Consider the following 17,449-nt stretch of genomic DNA (forward strand, 5'->3'; position numbering starts at 1 on the left):
ACATCCGTTTTCACCAGTAATAGTTACAGAATAATCACCAGCATCAGATACTAATATAGAAGAATCCGTAGATCCATTGCTCCATAGGTACGTAAACTCACCATCCGCAGTGGAAGATGACGCATCCAGAGTTACCGAAGTAGTAGTACAAGTTAGCTCTTGGTTACCAGTGATCACAGCATTTGCTGTAGTTGTGTTTTGTTCTACCGTTACTGAAGCCTTATCGGAACATCCGTTTTCACCAGTAATAGTTACAGAATAATCACCAGCATCAGATACTAATATAGAAGAATCCGTAGATCCATTGCTCCATAGGTACGTAAACTCACCATCCGCAGTGGAAGATGACGCATCCAGAGTTACTGAAGTAGTAGTACAAGTTAGCTCTTGGTTACCAGTGATCACAGCATTTGCTGTAGTTGTATTTTGTTCTACCGTTATTGAAGCCTTATCGGAACATCCGTTGGAGTTATCAGTAACAATAACACTATAATTTCCTGGTTCTGTTACTTTGATGGTTGCTGTTTCTTCACCGTTACTCCATAGATATGAAGCCGTTCCGTTAACAGCAGAACTAGAAGCATCTAAAGTGATTTCAGATGTAGTACAAGTTAGTTCTTGATTACCAGTTATTTTACTATCAATGGGTTGAAATATACTTATTGTTTCAGAATAAGAATTGGATCCAACTTCATCTGAAGAAGTCAATGTAACGGAATAATTACCAGGCTGAGTAAAATCAATAGATAATGGATCTTTAATAAAGCTTGTGCTGGGATTTCCACCTACAAAACTCCAGCTATATTCGACAATACCTTTACCACCAGTTGTCAAGTTTTCAAAATTAACAATGTAACTATCACATTCCTGCGTATAATTAAAATTTGCAATGACAGGAGTTTCAACTCTACTTTGATTTCCTAATCTCACACATTTCGGATCTGTAGGACCGCAATTTTGAGTTGCTCTCTCTCTCCATGCAAGATAAAACCCAGAAATATTAACTGTAGAGCCACATTCCCAATCAATTTCATCTGAAATTTGAAATTGACCATTAGATGGAATTAATTTCTTCTCGTATTGACAGCCTTGGTAAATCTTACTAATTGTATTACCATCTATATCAGTAATTGAAAGAGTGTATTGGGCCCATAAGGAATATCTTGAAGGATTATTAACAGATTTAATCCAAATATAGGCAACAATATTTTCACCTGAATTACAACTATCAATTGGATCTCCACTACTATCCCCTAAATAAAAAGATAAATCGTCGAAATCTGAAGAAACACATTTATAATCACTTACATCCATTGGATTTTCTACAGGAGTAATTTGAGAAAATCCAATTGATAAGTTAAATAATGTAAACAATAATGCGAGAGTAGTTTTCCAAGCCATAATGTACACTTTTGAATTAGTACTAATTTTATTTATGATACCCGTTCCAATTTGGATACAGGGATTTCAAAAATTGATAAAAATTAATTATTTTAAAAAATTGGGTGATTTTGCTTGGGGCTGAACCACAATTTGCTTTCTATAATGAGAAACAAATTATATTGAATACAGAAGATTTTGTGGGGGGAATCTATTACAAATCGATTTGAGGCAATTTGATATATGTATTAATATGAAGTAAATTTATTATAATAGGTTGTTAAAAAAAGAAATTCGCAATATTTTAGATTAAATACCTATTTTATGGCATTAACTACATTATTTAGTTGCGTAAACTACTAGTTTTCACCTATTTCATATGAATAAAATTATGATATAACTTAATGAAGTAATAAAATACAATAAGGGAATTCACTTATTTTACCATCAAAATTTTTGCTTACACACACGAGGTTTTTAACAAAAAATTAAGGGTGTCTTTATAAGATCCTTTTAACTATTAAAGGTTAAAAGTCATTAATGGAGTATTATGGAACTGGATTCATTAGCGGTTAATTCCAACATATTTCAAATAATTTTCCGAATAGATAAGGGTATGATTAAAGCTTTTAAAGTCAATTTTTATTCTCTAATTTTTATATAAAAATCTCCTGGTTTCTTAAAAATTCATCTTCAAATCATGTAAATTGCAGCAAAGCATTTTACATGAGTAAGAATTTAGCCGATTACCGTAAAAACTATATCAAAGGGGAATTATTAGAGGGACATATTTCTAATGATCCTTATATTCAATTTAAAACTTGGTTTGAGGAAATGGAGTCTGCACAAACTTCTTCTGAAGTGAATGCGATGAATTTATCTAGTATAGGATTAGATGGTTTCCCAAAAAATAGGATAGTTCTTTTAAAAGAATATTCTGAAGAAGGTTTCATGTTTTATACCAATTATGGTTCGGAAAAAGCAAAATCCATATTAGAAAATCCAAAGATCTGTTTATCTTTCTTTTGGCCTGAATTGGAAAGACAAATAATTATTAAAGGAATAGCTGAAAAAGCTTCAGAAGAAAAGGCAAATATTTATTTTAATTCTCGTCCAAGAGAAAGCCAATTAGGGGCTTGGGCATCTCATCAGAGCTCAGAAATTGCCTCTAGAGAAGTTTTAGATAAGACTTTAAAAGAGTTAACTTTAGAATTTCAAGGGAAACCTGTTCCAAAACCTGAATTTTGGGGTGGTTTTTTGGTAAAACCAATAAGTTTTGAATTTTGGCAGGGAAGACCAAATAGATTACACGACAGAATAATATATACTGAGGAAAGAAATAGTTGGAATTTTAAACGCTTAGCGCCATAATTATGAAAAGGCTCATACTAGTTAGACATGGAAAATCTGCGTGGGATCAGAACTTACCAGATGATAAAAGACCTCTTAAAAAAAGAGGAGAACGAGATGGTACGCTTGTGGCCAAGTCTTTCTCTGCGTTTTTTCAGAAACCTGTTATGGTTTGGTCTAGCCCAGCTGTAAGAGCCTTATCTACTGCAAATATTTTTAAAAATGAGTTAGCTATTGAAGATGAGAATTTTAATATTATAAAGTCTCTTTATACTTTTAATAGCGGAGATTTATATTCTCAAATTCAGAATTGCGATCCTGGAGTTAATAATTTAATGGTCTTTGGACATAATCCTGCAATGACGAATCTGGTTAATAATCTAGGGGATTCTTATATAGATAATGTGCCTACAACTGGATTAACAGTTATAGATTTTGAAACTAACACTTGGGAAAACCTTAAAAATGGGAAAACAATTCTAAGTTTATTTCCTAAAAATTTACGATAAAATTAATGGGTAACAACCAATACATCAATAGAGAGCTTAGCTGGCTTCAGTTTAATGCGCGTGTTCTTCAAGAAGCAGAAGATGAATCTGTTCCACTTATTGAAAGACTTCGATTCCTTGGGATTTTTTCTAATAATTTAGATGAATTCTTTAAGGTTAGATATGCAACCATTAAGCGTATAGATCTTGCAGGTAAAAGTGCTAAGAGTATTTTGGGTGGTATAAAGGCTAGTAAGCTTTTAGAAGAGATCACTCAAATAGTTATAGAACAGCAGTCAGAAAGTTTACAGGTACTTCATAGTATTCAGGAAAAATTGAAGGATCATGATATTTATATTATTAATGAAAAACAAGTTTCAGAATCTCAGGAAGCATTTATAAAAAATTATTTTCTATCTAAAGTTAGTCCTGCTCTGGTAACCATAATTTTGAATGATTTAGTGGATATCCCAGGTCTAAAAGATAGTGCTGCATATTTGGCTGTGAAAATGGTGATGAAAGAAGAAATTCCTCAACAAGGAATTTCTAAACTATTAAATCGCCATATTCACGATAAGAAATATGTTTTAATTGAGATCCCTAGAAGTATAGACAGGTTTGTTGTACTTCCTATGGAAGATGGGAAACAATATATTATTTTATTAGATGACCTTATTAGGTTTAATCTAAAAACCATCTTTAACATTTTTGAATATGAAAGTGTTACGGCACACATGATCAAGATAACCAGAGATGCTGAATTAGATATTGATAGTGATCTAAGCAAAAGTTTTATAGAAAAGATCACCCTTAGTGTCCAGGACAGGTTAAAAGGAGATCCTGTTAGGTTTGTTTATGATATGAATATTGGAGAAGATACGCTTGCCTTTTTAATGGGGAAGATGGGCATAGACTCTACAGATAGTATAATTCCTGGAGGTAGATATCATAATAGAAGAGATTATATGAACTTCCCAAATATTGGAGGGGAAAAATTACTTTACCCGGCTATAGATCCATTACCAATAAAGGGTTTAGTTCTTCAAGGTAGCTTGTTGGGAATGATTTCTAAAAAAGATTATCTACTATATGCGCCATATCAGACCTTTGCTTATGTTGTAAAATTTTTGAGGGAAGCCGCTCTAGATCCTAAAGTTAGAACTATTAAGATTACAATTTATAGGCTAGCAAAGATTTCACATATCGCCAGTTCCCTAATAAATGCTGTGAAAAATGGTAAAAAAGTGACTGTTCAAATAGAGCTAAGAGCTAGATTTGACGAAGTTGCAAATATTAAGTATGCCGAGCAAATGCAGAAAGAAGGAGTAAAATTGATATTTGGCGTCACCGGTCTAAAAGTACATTGCAAAACTTGTATTATAGAACGTGAAGAAAATGGAAAGCTCCACAGATACGGCTTTATAAGTACAGGAAACTTTAATGAATCTACTTCTAAGATATATACAGATTATACTTTATTTACAGGTAATCAGGAAGTTTTAAAAGAAATAAATAAGGTCTTCGATTTCTTTGAGATCAATTATAAGGTAAGCAGGTATAAGCATCTTTTGGTATCACCGCATTATACTAAAATGGCTTTAATTAAGCTTATCACAACAGAAATCGAAAATGCTCAAAGTGGGAAAAAGTCTGGAATTAAGTTAAAACTTAATAGTCTGTCTGATTATACACTTATAGATAAATTATACGAGGCAAGCCGGGCTGGTGTTAAAATCCAATTGATTGTTCGCGGAATTTGTTCATTAATCCCTGGAGTTCCTGGGATGAGTGAGAATATTGAAGCAATTAGTATCGTAGATAAATTCTTAGAACATCCAAGAGTCTTTATTTTTGAGAACAATGGAAAACCTAAAATTTATATATCATCTGCCGACTGGATGTCAAGAAATATGGATTCTCGAGTAGAAGTATCGTGCCCAATATACGATGAAGATATAAAAAATGAGATCTTGGAGACTTTTATGATCAGTTGGAATGATAATGTAAAGGCTCGCGTTTTAAGTGCAAATCAGGATAATGCATACAGAAAGAAAGAATTTCCAGCTGTACGTTCCCAATATGCACTTTACGAGTATTATGAACAAAAATTAGAAGAAGTAGAAGTTTGATCACACAACATAAATACGCAGCAATAGATATAGGTTCCAATGCGGTTCGGTTATTAATTTCAACAATAACAGAGCAGGAGGGAAGAGAGCCTATATTCAAAAAGACATCCTTAGTAAGGGTTCCAATTAGATTAGGTGCAGATGTTTTCATGACTAAGATGATCTCTGAAGAAAATCAGGTTAGAATGGTAGATACTATGAAGGCTTTTCAATTATTGATGAAATCCCATAAAATCGAAAAATATAAAGCATGCGCTACTTCCGCAATGAGAGAAGCAGAAAATGGGGTGCAAGTTGTTAATGAAGTTTTAGAAAAAACCGGGGTAGAAATTGAAATTATAGACGGTAGTCACGAGGCGGCAATTATAGCTACTACAGATCTAAACCTTCTTATACAAAGCGATAAAACCTATCTCTATGTAGATGTTGGGGGTGGTAGCACAGAATTCACCTTATATTCCAACGGTAAATCGATAGCTTCTAGATCGTTTAAATTAGGTACAGTAAGATTACTAAAAAATATTGTGGAGCCTGATATTTGGGAAGAGGTGGAAACATGGGTAAAGACCGTTACTAAGGATTATCATCGGATAGATCTAGTGGGGTCTGGAGGTAACATCAACAATATTTTTAAAAGTAGCGGGAAAGCTATTGGGAAACCACTAAGTTTTCTTTATCTAAGTTCTTATTATCAACTCTTAAATTCCTTTACTTATGAAGAGCGAATTACAGAATTGAATTTAAATGATGATCGTGCCGATGTTATTATTCCAGCAACTAGGATCTATTTGTCTGCTATGAAATGGACCAAGGCCAGAAGGATTTATGTTCCAAAAATAGGATTGGCAGATGGGATTATTAAATCCCTTTATCAAGAAAACATTTGATACCGAATAACAGGTTTAATTTTCTGTCTCGATAGCTAAAAGGTGACTAAATTTTCTTTTCCTTAAGTTGTTAATTCGTTAACCGTGAATACTTTGAGTCTTACTTAGACCTTTCATCACTTCCGCTTCAAATTCTAGTAATTCCTGCCATTTTAGATCCACTTCTTTTCGGTCTCCATATTCTCTAGCAAAATTCAAGAAAAGAGTGTAGTGATTAGCTTCACTAACCATTAAATTTCTATAAAAGTCCCTTAATTCTTCTTCTTGAAGTTTTTCTGAAAGCAATCTAAACCGCTCGCAACTTCTGGCTTCAATAAGTGCTGCAATTAATAATCTATGTACCAGCTGGGTTACACGAGAGCCTCCCTTAGGGAAGAATTTGAGCAGTTGAAGCACATATTCATCTTTTCGATCCCGTCCCATGATATAGCCTCTTTTTAGCAATTTATCATGAACCATTTTAAAATGCCCCATTTCTTCTCTTGCTAAAGCCGTCATTTCTGAAACCAGATCTGAATATTCTGGAAAAGAAACAATTAAAGAGATAGCGGTAGAAGCTGCTTTTTGTTCGCAATATGCATGATCTGTTAGAATTTCTTCTAAATTTTTCTCTGCTATAGAAGCCCAGCGTGGGTCTGTAGGTAGTTTTAATCCAAGCATAATTATATATCTAGATCAAAAGTTTTACGGAGTTTCTCCAATAACGGATTTTGCTCTTTCAACTTATTAAATTTTTCCATGTCGGTAAATGCATACTTCTTTGCTACTTGTTCATTCACCTTAATATCTAAGGTGATCAAGGTGTTTTGAAGTTTCTTTTTTAAAAAACTCATTAAAGGATGAGTATGTCTTTCTAACTCATTTTTCATTGTATCTGCCGGTAATTCTATAGAAATCACCTTATCTGTTAGCTTCGGCATATCTGTTTCCATAATAGAAGCCAGAATTTTCTCTCCTTTGTTTTTTAACCTATGTATGTATTCGTCCCATGCAGCATGTAATTGAGGTTCGTTAATAGCTTCATCTAAAACTTCACTTGCGGGAGCTTTTTCCCCATGCTTTTTAGCGAGGATCTCTTTTTTCTGTTTTATACTTTTTATAGAAAGTCCAGAAACTTTTTTAGGCATTGCCTGTTCAGAAGTTGGATTAACTTCAGGTTGAGAACTTTCTTTAGGCGCAATTTCTTTGGTACTTGATTTCTCTAGATTAGTTTTTTCTGAAGAAGACTCTATCTTAGTTTCTTGTAACTCTGTATTTTTTATTGAGGCATCAAATGATTTCCTAGAGTCTCTATTTTCTTCTGAAGGAATAATTGCAGAAGATGTTGTGGCTTCTACATTCTCGGAATATTCATTTTCTGAGATCACTTTTTTGGCTTCCGTAGGAATTGAAACAGGAGCAACCTTAGTATTCTTAAAATGTTCCGGTGAAATTATGAAAGGCTCAGACTTTTTTTTTTCTCCATCAAAATTGATAGAGGCAAGCTGCATAAGGCAAAGTTCAACTAACAGTCGCTGATTTCGACTCGCTTTGTACTTAAGATCACAGTCATTTGCCATTTCTATTCCTTTCAATAAAAAAGAATGAGAAGTTTGCTGAGATTGCTTAAAATAATTAGCCTTTGCGGTTTCTCCAACCTCAAGTAGGTCTATAGTTCGTTGATCTTTGCAAACAAGCAAGTCTCTAAAATGAGAAGCTAATCCAGAAACAAAATGATGACCATCGAACCCATGAGATAATATAGTGTTGAAATCTACAAGTAACTCTGGAATGTTATTATCTAAAATTAACTGTGTAATATTAAGATAGGTTTCATAATCCAGCACATTCAGGTTTTCTGTGACTGCCTGTCTGGTTAATTTGGCACCAGTAAAACTTACTACTCTGTCATAAATAGAAAGAGCATCTCGCATAGCTCCATCTGCTTTTTGAGCAATAATATGCAATGCTTCTTCTTCCGCATCAATTCCTTGTTGTTCTGCGATATACCCAAGATATTGTCTTGCGTCTTTTACAGTTATTCTTTTAAAATCGAATATTTGACAACGCGAAAGTATCGTTGGAATTATTTTATGTTTTTCAGTGGTTGCAAGGATGAAAATAGCATGTTTTGGTGGTTCTTCTAATGTCTTTAAAAATGCATTAAAAGCAGAGGCAGATAACATATGCACCTCATCTATAATATAAACCTTATACTTTCCAACTTGTGGAGGGATCCGAACCTGATCTATTAGATTTCTAATATCATCTACAGAGTTATTGGAAGCCGCATCGAGTTCAAAAATATTAAAGGCAAAATCTTCATCTGGATTTTGGTTGCCATCATGATTTATCATTTTAGCTAAGATACGGGCGCAGGTAGTTTTTCCTACTCCTCGCGGTCCTGTAAAAAGTAAAGCTTGTGCTAGATGGTTGTGCTCTATAGCATTTAAAAGAGTGTTAGTAATGGCCTGCTGTCCCACAACATCTTTAAATGTTTGAGGACGATATTTACGTGCCGATACAACAAAATGCTCCATAGATAAATTTTGAAAAACAAATATAGAAATACCATCCCGAAGATGTAAATCTATTTCTAGTTTTTATCAATATATTATTCAATGTTTTTAACATTCTACAGTACTTTAATAATGCTAGATTTAAAATGCTGCTGTATCTTTGCAGCAAAGTAGGCCACCTTATCGCCACATCCCGGTGTGGAGGAAAGTCCGGACACCATAGAGCAGCATAGTGGATAACACCCACCAGTCGTGAGATTAGGACAAGTGCAACAGAAAGTATGTACAGGTTAAGCTGTAGTGAAACCAGGTAAACTCTATGCGGTGCAATGCCATGTATACCGGCATTTAAGGGTTGCTCGCCCGTTGCTGGAGGGTAGGCAGCTAAAGATTCTTGGTAACAAGAATATGAGATAAATGATAAGGACCTTGATTTTATCGAGGGACAGAATCCGGCTTATCGGCCTACTTTTTTTATTAGATCATTTGCCCATTCTACAGCCTCGTCTAGTTCTAAAAAGATTTTAAATTCAGCCTTAGAAAAATTTCTTTCAAACTCGGCCATTTTAAGTGAAGCTACTTTATCGCTTACAATAGCGATACCAATCAAGTTTTTTCTTATCTCTTCAAGCTTTACATATACTGTAGGGTTTACATTATAATTGTTTTTTCTACTTGAGATATAAACGAATTTTTTGCCATTATAAAAGTCACTGCAGGCTTCGGCGATAGTCATAAATTGGGATTGACTAAACACCGTATCTTCTTTTACTACGGATACCGCGTAATTGTTATAGAATTCTAAAGATGTGAATTCCAAATCGACAGATTTTATTGGCTCCTTCATTATTCTAAACTAATCTAAAAAAACTAAAAACGGAATTTCCATATCTTCTGTCTACATCAAAATTTTCAAAATTATCAAGTTTAGAATGTTTAGAATGCTCTATTATTAGCACTCCATCTTCCTTTAGTAATCCTTTTTCGAAAACAAGTTCTGCTATCTTTTTAAACTGATCATCTGTAAAATTATATGGAGGATCGGCAAAGATGATATCCGCTTTTATTGGAGCTCTTTCCAAATATTTAAAAACATCACTTTTAATAGGAGTAATATCTAAATCCAACTCCAAACTTGTCTTTTTAATGAATTTTATACAATCTATATTTTCATCTATTGAAGTTACAGATTCAGCTCCTCTAGATGCAAATTCATAAGAGATGTTTCCAGAACCAGCGAATAATTCTAAAACGTCCAGTTTGTTAAAGTGAAAGTTATTGTTTAAAATATTAAACAAACCTTCTTTAGCCATATCGGTAGTTGGTCTTACGGGCAATTTTTTAGGAGCCGTAATTCTTCTTCCTTTATGTTGGCCAGATATTATTCGCATTTAAGAGTTTTTAAAAGAGAAAAAGCTTCTCTATGAAATGTTTCGGATTGTTCCAGTATGGAAGTAAAATTAAAGGAAGGGATTAAAAAATCTATATTTTGAATATAGGTATATGCGATGCTAAAGTTATCTGAATCTCTTGAAATATCCCCTAATAACCAAAGATTAAATTCTGCTGGATCTATTTCTAATTGCTCTGCACTAAATAGCAGGTAGTAAATAAAATCTTCTTTAGTTTCATATTGAAACGTATTAGCAAGTAATAATTTATTATTCTTTACTACTACAAGATCGTAATAACTCGAGTAATCATTTAAGTAAACTTGAGCATTTTTGCTCTCATTATGTTTTGCTAATACTGCTTCTATAAGAACAGAAATATTATTTCTAAATTCGAATTCCCCATATTTATCAAAGAAATAATTGTTGATATTAGTGTAAGGAATATAAACATTTACCAGCTCATGCGATAACACATCATGGGCTACAACATCTGTTTTTAAGATCTTGGTATTGAATTTTAAATAGGTAGAAGCTTCTTCTTCAATAAAAAAAGATTCTGGAACTAGGGTGTATAAATTATTGGAGAAAAGAACTATCACTTCCTGAAACTCGTTCTGTAGAATAGTTTCTTCAGCATAAAGTTTTTCAATCTCTTTTAAAATTTCTACTGGACTATGTTCTTTGCCAAGATCGATCTTTTTGTACCAGGCAATTTCGTTGTGGCTACAATTTAGAATGCAAAAAGAAAATCCATTCAGGCGAACCTGAATGGACATCTTAAATATATCTTGTTTTTCGTTCTTAATTATTGTCATAAGCTGTTGGCCAGTTCCCTTCAGTCTTAATCTCCGTCATAGAACCTAAACTAATGAATTTTCCATTTACACCTTCAACAGAAATCACTTGATTCTCTGCCATAAGTAGATCTTTATCTAGATCATGTAAAATTACTTTCTTAGCAACTTTCGCTTCAAACACAGGTATTTTATTATCGTTTTTAAGAATAGTACCGGCATCCATGGTAAAGTTAGCGTCTACACCCTCTACAGGTACTTTCATCATTTCTTTATATCTTGAAGAGTTCTTAAATAAAGAATCCTTAACTGAAGCTGTACCTAAGGTATCAACAACAACGATATCTTTATATTTATCTACTCCAAAAGCTTTTCTATACTCTTCATCCATAACAGTAGAATCTCTTCTTTGAGTTAAGGTGAATTCTGCAGTATCAATAAATCGTATCAATTTATCGAAATCTTTTTCAAAACTTCCGGTGATTTCCTGATGCGCTAATTGTGCAGCACGAATATCTTTAAGTCGATCAACTACTTTGGCGTAACGTTTCTCTTTAACTTTATTAAATTGAATTGGCTCATACACAGCGTTAAACACCATGTATCCCAAGAAGATGATCACAATCCAAAGGACTAATTGAATGACAAGTTTCATGCGGTTGACTTTTTTAAGTTATTAGAGTTCATCGCAAATCTACAATTTTTTTTTATTCGTAAAAGTTTCTGCCCTAAAAATCCATTGTTATCTTTGATATTTGCAAGATAGCCTATGGAAACCATTACCGCCGATAAATTTTATAAACTGCTAATCAACGAGTTAGGGTTTCAGGCAAAAGTAAAACAAGATATCGCATTACAACAATTAGCTGCTTATGTGGTGAATCCTGCGCCAAATTCGCTGTTTTTATTGAAAGGATTTGCTGGAACTGGTAAAACTACCATCATAAGTTCCCTTGTAAAAAATCTTTGGAAGATAAAAAGAGCAGGTATTTTATTAGCTCCAACAGGAAGGGCTGCAAAAGTAATTTCTCTATATTCTAATCAGGAAGCCCAAACAATTCATAAAAAGATATATTTCCCTAAGAAGACTGGTGGGGCAGGGGTTCAATTCGTATTGCAGCCAAATAAACATAAGAATGCAGTGTTTATTGTAGATGAAGCTTCGATGATTCCAGATGAAGATCAGGATTCCAAATTATTCGAAAATAAAGGTTTGCTTTCAGATCTTATTCAATATGTAGATTCCGGACAGAATTGCCAATTGATATTTATTGGAGATACAGCCCAGTTGCCTCCGGTAAAATTGGATTTAAGTCCAGCTTTGATGGAGCAATCTTTAGGTAGAGATTATGATAAAGAAGTAATTCATATAGAACTAAATGAAGTGGTTCGGCAAAGCGAAGAGAGTGATATTCTTTTAAACGCCACAAGAATTCGAGAAGCTTTGTCTGAAGAGTTTTATGAATCCTTTAAATTCAAACTTACCGAGAAAGCAGATCTAGTTAGATTAATAGATGGCGATCAAATTTTAGATGCAATTCAGGATTCTTATGATAATCTCGGACATGAAGATACCAGCATAATAGTGCGTTCTAATAAACGTGCTAATCAATACAACCAGCAAATACGATCTAGGATATTATTTCAGGAAGAAGAAATCTCTTCTGGGGATTATTTAATGGTGGTAAAGAATAACTATTTTTGGATCAAGCCTTCTTCAGAAGCAGGATTTATAGCCAATGGAGATATTGTTAAGGTGTTAGAGATTTTTGCTATTAAAGAGTTGTATGGATTTCGCTTTGCTGAAGTAAAGGTGCAAATGGTAGATTATCCAAAAATGGCTCCTTTTGAAACTGTTGTGATCTTAGATACTTTAGAAAGTAATACCCCATCTTTAACCTATGATGATAGCAATAGATTATACCAGGAAGTGATGAAGGATTATGAAGAAGAAACCTCTAAATATAAAAAGTTCTTGAAGGTGAAGAATAACAAGTTCTTTAATGCCCTACAAATTAAGTTCTCTTATGCAATGACCTGTCATAAATCTCAAGGTGGGCAATGGCACACTGTATTTATAGAACAACCATACTTGCCTAATGGAGTAGATAAAGAGTATCTTAGATGGCTTTATACTGCAGTTACCAGGGCAAGTGACAAGCTTTATTTAATAGGCTTTAAAGACGATTTTTTTACTGAAAATTAGAATTGAAAACGAATTTTTAAAACGAATGAAAAATAATAACTCATTACGAATAATAGCTATGATCCCTGCTAGATTTGAGGCATCTCGCTTCCCAGGTAAATTAATGCAAGATCTAAATGGAAAGACTGTTATTAGAAGAACCTATGAAGCTGCACTAAATACTAATTTATTTGATGAAGTTTATGTGGTGACCGATAGCGAGCTTATTCACGATGAAATTGTAAACAATCAGGGTAAGAGCATAATGAGCACCAAAGATCATGAATGCGGTAGCGATAGGATTGCTGAAGCTGTTCAAGGAATGGAGGTAGATATTGTTGTAAATGTACAAGGAGATGAGCCGCTTATAGATGAAGAAAGTCTACGAAAATTATTAGAAGTGTTTCATAACGATCCTGAAAAAACAATAGATCTGGCATCTTTAAAAACGCCAATGATGGATAGTGATGAGATCTCTAATCCTAATAATGTAAAGGTGATCACCAACAAGGATAATCTCGCATTATATTTCTCAAGATTTCCACTGCCGTATCCAAGAGATACTAACTCTGGAGTTACCTATTACAAACATATAGGAGTGTATGCCTTCAGAAAAAAAGCTCTTATGGATTTTTATAGCTTACCTATGCTTGAACTTGAAGCCACAGAAAAAATTGAATGCATCAGGTATTTGGAATATGGAAAAAGCATTAAAATGGTAGAAACAAATTTTAAAGGTATTGGAATAGATACTCCAGAAGATCTTGAAAAAGCGCGTAAATTATTCACCCCAAATTAACTAACCAGAAACAGCCTTTTTATAAACGCTAAGCGCTCTTTCCCGTGCTTCTTTATGATCCACCATTTTCTCTGGATAATCGGCTGTATCGTACTCTGAGATCCATTTTCTAATGTATTCCAGATCTTTGTCGTAATCTTTTATTTGAGTGGTTGGGTTAAAGATCCTGAAATAAGGAGCCGCATCTACGCCACTTCCAGCTATCCATTGCCAATTACCTACATTGGAGGACATTTCATAATCCAAGAGTTTTTCAGCAAAATAGGCTTCTCCCCAACGCCAGTCTATTAAGAGATGTTTGCATAAAAAACTACCCACCAGCATTCGGACTCTATTATGCATAAAACCAGATTCATTTAACTGTCGCATTCCAGCATCTACCATTGGATAACCTGTAGTTCCTGTTTTCCACTTTTCAAACTCCTCTTTATTATTTCTCCATTCTATGCGGTCATACTTCTTTTTAAATGCTTCTGTTCCAGTGTCTGGAAAGTGATATAATATTTGCATAAAAAACTCACGCCAAATTAGTTCCTGCCAAAAGATCTCATTCTTTTCAGAAATTGCTTTCTTCATGATTTTTCGAATTCCGACAGTTCCAAATCGTAAATGCGGACCTATATGAGATGTAGCGTCTTTGGCAGGAAAATTTCTCTTTGCTTCATAATCTTGAATCAGGCTGGGAGTTACATCGTAATCTGGAACTTTCTGACTTGAAGTTTCGAAACCAATATCGCTAAGACTTAAGTTGGGTAATTTTGAATTCTGATATAAATTATCCAAATATTGAGAAGTATAATGTACTTGAAGCTCTATTTTTTTGAATTCAGCCTTCCATAATTTCATATATGGCGTATACACCACATAAGGATCTCCATTGCTTTTTACTACTTCATCTTTTTCGAAGATCACCTGGTCTTTAAAAGTGAGAAGTTCAGAATCATTAGCTTTAGCTAATTCTTCGATCTCTTCATCTCTAAGTTTTGCATAAGGCTCATAATCTCTATTAGTATAGATTTGCTGAATATCATACTTCTTAAAAAGTTCTTTAAAAATAGCTGATGGTTTGCCTGAATACATAGCAAGGGAACTTCCCTTTGCTTGAAGTTCATTTCGCATTTCCTGCAACGTAATGAATATAAAATTTACACGAGCATCATTTCTAGGAAGATCCTCCAAAATCTCAGTGTCAAAGATAAATATGGGAAGCACGGGAAAATCCCCTTTTAAAGCCTCTAGAAATCCAACATTATCATCTAACCTAAGGTCTCTTCGAAACCAGAATATCGATATCTTTTTGTTCATCAATGTACATTTAAAGTGGAAAGCCCTCCGTCTATTCCTAGTATTTGTCCAGTCATCCAGCTGCTTTTTTCAGAAATCAAGAATTCTACGGCATTAGCTATATCTTTTGGATTTCCAACTCTTTTTAATGGGTGACGATCTCCCATTTTCTCTCTTTTTGCATCGTTAGAAAGTAATTTTTCAGATAATTGGGTGTCGGTTAAAGATGGAGATATCACATTAACTCTAAAAGATGGAGCGTATTCTGCTGCCAGCGATTTAGCAAAACCTTCAATAGCACCCTTTGCTGCAGAAATACTGGTATGAAATGGCATTCCTACTTTAACCGCAACAGTACTAAAAAAGATTAAACTGGCCTGTTCAGAATTCTTTAATTTTGGAAGCAAACCTTGCACCACTTTTACCAAAGAGAAAAAATTTAGGTTCATTTCCTCTTGAAAAATTTCAGGAGATAACATTTTAAAGGGTTTCAATTTAATGCTTCCAGGAAAATAAACTAAACCGTCAAGTGTATCTGGTAGCTCTAATTCTTTTATATCGTCTTTAGAAGCATCAAATGTTAAGTGAGTACATTCAATTTCATTAAGGCCTTCTTTAGTTCTTGAGGCAATAAATAAGTTATTTTCTGAAGTTAGTATCTTAGCACTTTCCAATCCAATTCCGTAGGAACCACCAATAAATAGAATATTCTTTCTCATAGGTATATAAGGTCTTAGTTTAATATATCTTGTTTAAGGATTCCTTTTGAAGACTTTACTTCCTTGTATTCTCCGAATAGCTCGATTAATTTTTTTCTTCTATAATCAAATATCTCTTTGAGTTTAGGTGCCACCAAAAAGGGTTGAACCAATTCTCCTAGAAATCCCATAGGTAGTTTATAATCTATAATATCCTCCATTTCTACTCCGCCTTCAATCTCTTTTATAAAATGTTTATGATGCCATAAAGAGTAAGGTCCAAATCTTTGTTCATCCACAAAATAATTTTTATCACTCACATGGGTTATTTCTGTTACCCATTTTGTTTTTATTCCAGCAATAGGAGTAACAATATATTGAATGATCTGTCCAGGGAACATAGGTCTATCTGCACCAGAAAGAATGTTAAAGCCCATGTAATCTGGAGTTATCACTTTCAAATTTTTAGGATCTGACAAGAAATTCCAAGCTTCTTCTAATGTTATGGGTAAATTTTGTTTGCTATGTAGCGTGTAGATTTTCATGATTTTTATTTTCAGGATAAATTTACATCAATAATTGTTTAACCAAAAAGTTATATTGTTAAACAAAGTTTAATTTATGTAATTTTTATTACGCTTAAAAAATACTTAGTTTGTGTATATTTGGAAAATCAACAAACTGAAAAATTATGAAAAAAGTATTTTTATTTATGTGTGCCAGCATAGTTGCATTTAGCACTTCAGCACAAATTGAAGCTCCTCAACCTAGTCCAGCGGCTAAAGTTGAACAGACTGTTGGGCTTACAAATGTTACCTTAGAATATTCTCGTCCAGCAGTTCGCGAGCGAGATATCTTTGGCGGTTTGGTTCCTTATGGGGAAGTTTGGCGTACTGGAGCAAACGCAAACACAAAAATTACTTTTAGTGATGATGTAGAAATAGGAGGAAAGACGTTAGCAAAAGGTACTTATGCAATTTATACAATACCTAATAAAGATTCTTGGGAAGTGATGTTTTATACAGATTCTAGCAACTGGGGAAATCCACAAGAATGGGATGAATCTAAAGTGGCTTTAAAAGCGACTGCTAAGGTAGAAACTATACCTTTCTCTATGGAGTCTTTTGGGATCTTTGTAAATGAATTATCTAATGATGGAGCAGTTTTAGATTTTGTATGGGCTAATACAGCTGCAAGTTTGGCATTTAAAGTGCCAACAGATGCTAGAACTTTAGCAAGTATAGAAAAAGTAATGAATGGTCCTGGTGCCGGAGATTACTATTCAGCTGCGAGTTTTTACATAGAAAGCGGAAAAGACCTTAAACAAGCTCATGAATGGATCAAGAAAGCTACATCTATGCAGGAAGATGCATTTTGGATGTGGAGAAGAAGATCATTGATAGAAGCTGAATTAGGTATGAAAAAAGAAGCTATTTCTAGTGCTCAAAAATCTATGCAACTTGCTGAAAAAGCTAAAAATGCAGACTATGTTAAGATGAATAAAGCGTCCTTAAAAGAATGGGGAGCGATGTAAGTCACATAAATTTTAATATAAAAAAACCC

16 protein-coding genes and 1 other RNA gene are annotated in these 17,449 nt (G+C 33.8%); 8 read left to right on the top strand and 9 right to left on the bottom strand.

Translation table 11 applies throughout. The annotated features are described in order from the left end of the window. A partial coding sequence (locus BC962_RS05715; RefSeq protein ID WP_147405627.1) for a PKD domain-containing protein occupies positions 1-1,401 on the bottom strand: 1,401 nt, incomplete at its 3' end. A 705-nt stretch (positions 1,402-2,106) separates the two neighbouring features. Here BC962_RS05715 and pdxH point away from each other — a divergent pair. From pdxH to BC962_RS05735, 4 genes are read left to right on the top strand one after another with little or no spacing between them, the layout of a single operon-like run. Beyond that, the gene (gene pdxH / locus BC962_RS05720) at positions 2,107-2,751 is read left to right on the top strand and encodes a pyridoxamine 5'-phosphate oxidase (protein WP_121344965.1); all 645 of its coding nucleotides are present in this window, start codon (positions 2,107-2,109) and stop codon (positions 2,749-2,751) included. A gap of 2 nt (positions 2,752-2,753) precedes the next feature. Beyond that, positions 2,754-3,239, top strand: a complete 486-nt coding sequence (locus tag BC962_RS05725) for a SixA phosphatase family protein (protein WP_121344966.1) — start codon at positions 2,754-2,756, stop codon at positions 3,237-3,239. Between the two features lie 5 nt (positions 3,240-3,244). Beyond that, a complete protein-coding gene (gene ppk1, locus BC962_RS05730; RefSeq protein ID WP_121344967.1) occupies positions 3,245-5,347 on the top strand; it encodes a polyphosphate kinase 1 in 2,103 nt (700 codons plus the stop codon). Continuing rightward, positions 5,344-6,234 carry a Ppx/GppA phosphatase family protein gene (locus BC962_RS05735; protein ID WP_121344968.1) on the top strand — a complete coding sequence of 297 codons (891 nt, stop codon included), beginning with the start codon at positions 5,344-5,346 and terminating at the stop codon, positions 6,232-6,234. The genes ppk1 and BC962_RS05735 overlap by 4 nt, the downstream gene beginning before the upstream one ends. A gap of 78 nt (positions 6,235-6,312) precedes the next feature. Here the strand turns inward: BC962_RS05735 and miaE are convergent, their stop codons facing one another. Together miaE and BC962_RS05745 are read right to left on the bottom strand one after the other, a co-directional pair. Then, positions 6,313-6,894, bottom strand: coding sequence for a tRNA-(ms[2]io[6]A)-hydroxylase (gene miaE, locus BC962_RS05740; RefSeq protein WP_121344969.1), 582 nt, complete (start codon positions 6,892-6,894; stop codon positions 6,313-6,315). 2 nt (positions 6,895-6,896) lie between these two features. Beyond that, the gene (locus BC962_RS05745; RefSeq protein ID WP_121344970.1) at positions 6,897-8,753 is read right to left on the bottom strand and encodes a DNA polymerase III subunit gamma/tau; all 1,857 of its coding nucleotides are present in this window, start codon (positions 8,751-8,753) and stop codon (positions 6,897-6,899) included. A 146-nt stretch (positions 8,754-8,899) separates the two neighbouring features. Between BC962_RS05745 and rnpB the strand changes: the two genes are divergently transcribed. After that, positions 8,900-9,208, top strand: an RNA gene (gene rnpB, locus BC962_RS05750) — RNase P RNA component class A. Between the two features lie 375 nt (positions 9,209-9,583). Here the strand turns inward: rnpB and BC962_RS05760 are convergent. Genes BC962_RS05760 through BC962_RS05770 form a run of 3 tightly spaced genes read right to left on the bottom strand, consistent with a single transcriptional unit; the run spans position 9,584 to position 11,575 of the window. Further along, positions 9,584-10,123 carry an RsmD family RNA methyltransferase gene (locus tag BC962_RS05760; RefSeq protein ID WP_121344971.1) on the bottom strand — a complete coding sequence of 180 codons (540 nt, stop codon included), beginning with the start codon at positions 10,121-10,123 and terminating at the stop codon, positions 9,584-9,586. Next, complete coding sequence (locus BC962_RS05765; RefSeq protein ID WP_121344972.1) at positions 10,114-10,941, bottom strand: DUF3822 family protein; 828 nt, start codon at positions 10,939-10,941, stop codon at positions 10,114-10,116. The genes BC962_RS05760 and BC962_RS05765 overlap by 10 nt, the downstream gene beginning before the upstream one ends. After that, positions 10,928-11,575, bottom strand: coding sequence for a hypothetical protein (locus BC962_RS05770; RefSeq protein WP_121344973.1), 648 nt, complete (start codon positions 11,573-11,575; stop codon positions 10,928-10,930). Before BC962_RS05770 ends, BC962_RS05765 begins: the two co-directional genes overlap by 14 nt. 114 nt (positions 11,576-11,689) lie before the next feature. Here BC962_RS05770 and BC962_RS05775 point away from each other — a divergent pair, with 114 nt between their 5' ends. After that, positions 11,690-13,126 (top strand): ATP-dependent DNA helicase, encoded by a 1,437-nt coding sequence (locus BC962_RS05775; RefSeq protein ID WP_183075457.1) that lies wholly within the window; start codon positions 11,690-11,692, stop codon positions 13,124-13,126. Between the two features lie 25 nt (positions 13,127-13,151). After that, complete coding sequence (gene kdsB / locus BC962_RS05780; protein WP_121344974.1) at positions 13,152-13,904, top strand: 3-deoxy-manno-octulosonate cytidylyltransferase; 753 nt, start codon at positions 13,152-13,154, stop codon at positions 13,902-13,904. Here the strand turns inward: kdsB and BC962_RS05785 are convergent, their stop codons facing one another. From BC962_RS05785 to BC962_RS05795, 3 genes are read right to left on the bottom strand one after another with little or no spacing between them, the layout of a single operon-like run. Next, positions 13,905-15,209: a cryptochrome/photolyase family protein gene (locus BC962_RS05785; RefSeq protein WP_121344975.1), complete on the bottom strand. Its 1,305-nt coding sequence runs from the start codon at positions 15,207-15,209 to the stop codon at positions 13,905-13,907. Beyond that, positions 15,209-15,907 carry an SDR family NAD(P)-dependent oxidoreductase gene (locus tag BC962_RS05790; RefSeq protein WP_121344976.1) on the bottom strand — a complete coding sequence of 233 codons (699 nt, stop codon included), beginning with the start codon at positions 15,905-15,907 and terminating at the stop codon, positions 15,209-15,211. The genes BC962_RS05785 and BC962_RS05790 overlap by 1 nt, the downstream gene beginning before the upstream one ends. Positions 15,908-15,921: 14 nt before the next feature. Beyond that, positions 15,922-16,431, bottom strand: coding sequence for an SRPBCC family protein (locus tag BC962_RS05795; protein ID WP_121344977.1), 510 nt, complete (start codon positions 16,429-16,431; stop codon positions 15,922-15,924). 146 nt (positions 16,432-16,577) lie between these two features. Here BC962_RS05795 and BC962_RS05800 point away from each other — a divergent pair, with 146 nt between their 5' ends. Further along, positions 16,578-17,420, top strand: coding sequence for a DUF2911 domain-containing protein (locus BC962_RS05800; RefSeq protein WP_121344978.1), 843 nt, complete (start codon positions 16,578-16,580; stop codon positions 17,418-17,420). Positions 17,421-17,449: the final 29 nt, after the last annotated feature.

It is taken from the genome of Gillisia mitskevichiae, assembly GCF_003634585.1.
GTDB classification, from domain to species: domain Bacteria; phylum Bacteroidota; class Bacteroidia; order Flavobacteriales; family Flavobacteriaceae; genus Gillisia; species Gillisia mitskevichiae.